The organism is Vibrio genomosp. F10 str. 9ZD137, assembly GCF_049974785.1.
Lineage (GTDB): Bacteria > Pseudomonadota > Gammaproteobacteria > Enterobacterales > Vibrionaceae > Vibrio.
In genome coordinates, this window is the sequence record NZ_JBNGCJ010000402.1 from 1 (window position 1) to 4,497 (window position 4,497).

Genomic DNA, 4,497 nt, shown 5'->3' on the forward strand with positions numbered 1-4,497 from the left:
GGGGATTTCACACGCGGCCGCCATGCCAAATAAAAGCCCCAGCCAGCTCACATTGACTTTTAGCTCCTGAGAGAGATACAACGGAATGCTGGTGATGTACAGATTGTTCGCCGAAAACGCGCACACAACAATCAAACAATAAAGCATCACCATGCCACTCAATGGTTTATGATCGACTTTCTCGGCACGTTCCTCTTTTGTCACGACATTACCCGGAATATATTTCGCAATAACCAGTATCGCGACCGACACCGTTATCGCTGATACGGCAAACGTCGCACCAAAGCCAAACTGAGCCTTCAGCATAAAAGCCATAGGCGGACCAAACACCCAGGCAATGGCCAATCCTGCCCGCATTTTGGCTAAAAAGCTCGTACTGTTGGCCACATGACGATCACCGTATTCACGGCCCAACGCAAACAACTGGCCAAACGAAGCCCCGCTCACACTACCAAACACCACCGCGACCGCAATCGCTAACCAGTAATCTCGAATCACGATAAAGCTCGATACCAAAATCAAATAGCTGGTGAGTGAAACCATCAAAATCGTTTTTCTATTCCAATGGCTATCAGACCGTTTGGCAATAAAATGGGACACAGAAACAGAACTCACGACCACCAACGTCATGTAAGCGCTGAGCATCATAGGTGTTGCACCCAATTCCTCGACGATAAATAAGCTCGACAGAGGATAGAAAAATGCACCACATAGCCCGGTAACGAATGCGGTGAAGATGAACAACATGGCCATTTTATTATCTTGCATAGTACAAAACCTAATCTTTAGAAAAAGCCCCAATCGGACTTTTTGCGCTCGGTACAGTCTACTCAATGATTATGAATATGATTGATGTTATTCGAGCCACCTTTAATACTATTCGTTCAATTTTTCTCCATTCTTTGACAGAATAGGCCTATCCAATTAATCTAGCGCCTAAAAAAAAAAGTTGGTATAACCATGAAACCATTTAAAGAACGCGTCCTCAATACACCAAGCTTTGACTGGGTAGTAAGAGAGTTTCACTGTCTCGCTGAAAAGGATGAGGTTTCTTGTTCGTGGCACTATCATTCAGAATATGAGTTGGTGCTATACCTTGATCCAGACAACGCGTTCCAGGGCAGCTTTTTTGCAGGGGATGCCATAGGTGATATACACCACAACACATTACTTCTTTATGGTCCAGGTGTGCCGCATATGTTGGCAGGGAAAAGCACCAAAGACGATTACCATCATCATACGATCATTGTCTGGCTCTCTCATCATTGGTTAGAGCGCTTAATCGAGTTGCTGCCTGAAGCAAGAGACATCAAACGCCTATTGGATAATTCGGCTTATGGGCTTTCTTTTGATAGTGCGACAACAAAAAAGGTCGCCGCTTTACTTGAGGGAGTCACCAAGCTGGATCGTCATTATCAAGCGGTAAAGGTCATTGAAATATTGATAGAATTGTCTGAAGGCACCCACTCAGAAAAGCTATCAACAACACCGTATCGCATTAAACCCGTATCGGAAGATTCAGAGCTAAACCAGCGTATTGAGAGAGCATCTCGATATATTGAAAACCATTACAGTCAGGGCATTAAAATATCCGACTTGTGCCAAAAACTCCACATGAGCGAAAGCTCTGCCTATCGGATGTTTGAGAGGCACTATGGGATGAGCTTTTCTGAGCACCTGAAACAGTATCGAATCGGAAAGTCATGCGAACTGCTCATTAACACCCGTTTTCCTATCGCTCTGGTCGCAGAAAAAACCGGTTTCAAAAACCTGTCTAATTTCAATCGTCAATTCAAAGAGTTGAAAACCATGACACCCTCTGAGTTTCGCCATCGATTCCGCTAAGTCATGATAATTCTCTATTAACCTAATATTTTCAAAGAAAATTCCTTCCGATAACGATCGTTTTACGTTGTTGTTTCCCTGATAAATATCGAGATAGCTCACGTTTTGAACTCTTGTGACTTTTTATTGAGCAAATTATAGTTTACCTTATCTTCAAAATAATGAAGATAAATAGATATGCCCATTAATTACATCAGCAAAGAAGGCTCGGCGATCATGAGCATCGCCCAATACCTGATGACCACGACAGAAGGCGATCGTCTAAGAACGATTGATTCACTCTCTGAAGAGTTTTCTGTATCGGTCGGCTTTATTCAAAAAGCGCTCACAACCATAGAGCAGCGTGGCGCCGTAATGCTTTCAAAACAAGGTCGCAACGGCACCTTTATCACTCAATTGGATTACAGAGAATTAGTTGGCTGTGCGGGTTTAAGCAATGTGGTGTGTGCAATGCCATTGCCTTATACCCGTCATTACGAAGGCCTAGCTAGTGGCTTAAAAGCACAAATTGGAGATTTACCGCTTTATTTTGCCCATATGCGAGGGGCAAGTGTTCGCGCTGAATGCCTAAGAAATGGGACATATGATGTAGCGATTATGTCGAAACTAGCAGCCAAAGAGCTAGCGAGTGGTTTGGTCACCGCCATTGATTTGGGTGCACATTCCTATTCACACGAACATCGGCTGATTTTCAAAAAAGGCCGCTACGAGAACATTCGCCGTGTCGGTGTTGATCCAGATTCACCCGATCAAAAAATATTAACAAGCCAAGCTTTTGCTGATAAGGACATTGAAATAGTCGAAATACATTATGGGGAGAGTTTAGCTCACTTAACCAAGGGTGATATCGACGCCGTGGTCTGGTTACCAGAAGCGATTGAGATGGAAAAATATGACTTAGATGAACGTTCCCTGAGTCACGTGCCGGCTTGTCGAGACGCTTCAGAGGCCGTGATGTTAGTCAATGGAGCTTCATCACATCTGACTATTTTGTTGAGAAAACTATTGAGAACCGATCAATTGCGTGAACATCAAAATGCGGTTGTGGAAGGCACGATCATCCCTAGTTACTAGCGAATATCGACCGTCAATAAATGACAGACTATAGAAATCAACATGGAACTAGGAACCAACATGGAACAACTCGGAGCCAGCATGGAACAACGATTCGCCCTTTTGTTACAAGCCAATGCCATCAGCCAAAGGGCACATAATGGTGGGCTACAAGCCTTAGCGTTGATCGACAAAGAGCTTGGTCTGCCACACGATAATGAGCAATACCAAATGGCATTGACTCACCTGTGCCGCGCCGCTGATCGTATTTGGCAAGGTGACGCCATCAAAGAAGGTTTGGATTCTGAAGTACTTGACGAAATATATGAAGATTCTGATGTCGATATCGTTTTGAATTTGCATAGCAAGGTTCTTAGTTCAATGGATTTAAACGCGGTTCCAACAGCGGAAGAAAGCTTCATGATTGCCAATATCTACTCCTTGTACCAAGTTGGAAAAACATTACAAAATCAGGAATAAGAACGATGATCGACAGTACCGGTTACACCTATTGCCATGAGCATCTACACATCGATTTGTCACCTCAGAAAGACGATATCGACTGCCGCCTAGACCAGTATCAACTGCTGTGTGATGAAATGATGGCGTTGCAAACTCGCGGGGTACGTAACATCGTTGAAGTCACTAATGCTTTTATGGGTAGAAATCCTCATTTTATTGAAAATTTAATGAGCGACACGGGTATCAATGTACTGCTCTCTACTGGGTTTTACATCGAAGGCTTTTTCCCAGATTCACTCTACACCATGAGTGTTCAACAAATTGCTCAGGGAATGATCAAAGAAATTGAAGTGGGGATAGACAATTCAAACCTCAAAGCAAGCGTCATTGGTGAAATTGGCAGCAGTGAAAATGGCTTTAGTGAAACCGAACAAAACGTCTTTCGTGGTGCTGCCATCGCTCATTTGGAGACCGGACGCCCTATTTCCACTCATCAATCAATGAGTACGATGGGCAAAGCGCAAATTGAGTTACTCAAAAGTTGCTCGGTGCCAATGAACAAAGTCACCATTGGGCACTGTGATTTACGAGACAACTTAGATGACATCCTTTGGATGCTCGACCAAGGGTGCTACATCCAGTTCGATACGATAGGAAAAAACAGCTATTACCCCGATACCCATCGCGCCGAATCACTCCGCATTCTGTGCGAACGAGGCTACGCAGAACAAATCATGCTATCGATGGATATAACAAGGCGATCGCATTTGAAAGGCAATGGTGGCCTAGGATTTAGCTACCTCATTGATGAATTTATTCCTCTGCTCAAAGAGCATGGGATCACCGATCACCAAATAAGCACCATGTTACAAACGAACCCTACACGCTTGTTTGGATAAAGAGCACATACGCTCACAAAAAACGACACATGACAAAGGACGACACATGAAAAAAATTGCCATCGCTGGTTTGCAACGAGAGCAAATTAGAGATCAGATCGAGGCATCCGCTCCGGGTGTATTTGAATGCCATATTTTGACGGATATGGACGCGGCTATGCGAGTAAAGTCTGGAGATATGGACTACTTCATTGGTTGCTGTAATACCGGCGCAGGCGGTGCGCTTGCTATGGCCATC

6 protein-coding genes are annotated in these 4,497 nt (G+C 44.1%); 5 read left to right on the forward strand and 1 reads right to left on the reverse strand.

Annotated elements, in window-relative coordinates:
* Positions 1 to 768 (reverse strand): MFS transporter (locus ACP45E_RS09210; protein WP_141707271.1); only part of this gene is annotated, 768 nt, incomplete at its 3' end.
* A 192-nt stretch (positions 769 to 960) separates the two neighbouring features.
* On the opposite strand from ACP45E_RS09210, the gene ACP45E_RS09215 reads away from it, so the two are divergent.
* The 5 genes from ACP45E_RS09215 to ACP45E_RS09235 form a co-directional block, all read left to right on the forward strand.
* The gene (locus ACP45E_RS09215) at positions 961 to 1,845 is read left to right on the forward strand and encodes a helix-turn-helix transcriptional regulator (protein WP_017038275.1); all 885 of its coding nucleotides are present in this window, start codon (positions 961 to 963) and stop codon (positions 1,843 to 1,845) included.
* A 177-nt stretch (positions 1,846 to 2,022) separates the two neighbouring features.
* Complete coding sequence (gene yhfZ, locus ACP45E_RS09220; RefSeq protein WP_017038276.1) at positions 2,023 to 2,919, forward strand: GntR family transcriptional regulator YhfZ; 897 nt, start codon at positions 2,023 to 2,025, stop codon at positions 2,917 to 2,919.
* 60 nt (positions 2,920 to 2,979) lie between these two features.
* Positions 2,980 to 3,378, forward strand: coding sequence for a hypothetical protein (locus ACP45E_RS09225; protein WP_240492272.1), 399 nt, complete (start codon positions 2,980 to 2,982; stop codon positions 3,376 to 3,378).
* 5 nt (positions 3,379 to 3,383) lie between these two features.
* Positions 3,384 to 4,259: a hydrolase gene (locus ACP45E_RS09230; protein ID WP_017036399.1), complete on the forward strand. Its 876-nt coding sequence runs from the start codon at positions 3,384 to 3,386 to the stop codon at positions 4,257 to 4,259.
* A 46-nt stretch (positions 4,260 to 4,305) separates the two neighbouring features.
* A partial coding sequence (locus ACP45E_RS09235) for a DUF2620 family protein (protein ID WP_141707272.1) occupies positions 4,306 to 4,497 on the forward strand: 192 nt, incomplete at its 3' end.

Excerpts from the sequence above, each read along its gene's own strand:
- ACP45E_RS09215 (WP_017038275.1), top strand. The coding sequence starts at position 961 with ATGAAACCATTTAAAGAACGCGTCCTCAATACACCAAGCTTTGACTGG.
- yhfZ (WP_017038276.1), top strand. The coding sequence starts at position 2,023 with ATGCCCATTAATTACATCAGCAAAGAAGGCTCGGCGATCATGAGCATC.
- ACP45E_RS09225 (WP_240492272.1), top strand. The coding sequence starts at position 2,980 with ATGGAACAACTCGGAGCCAGCATGGAACAACGATTCGCCCTTTTGTTA.
- ACP45E_RS09230 (WP_017036399.1), top strand. The coding sequence starts at position 3,384 with ATGATCGACAGTACCGGTTACACCTATTGCCATGAGCATCTACACATC.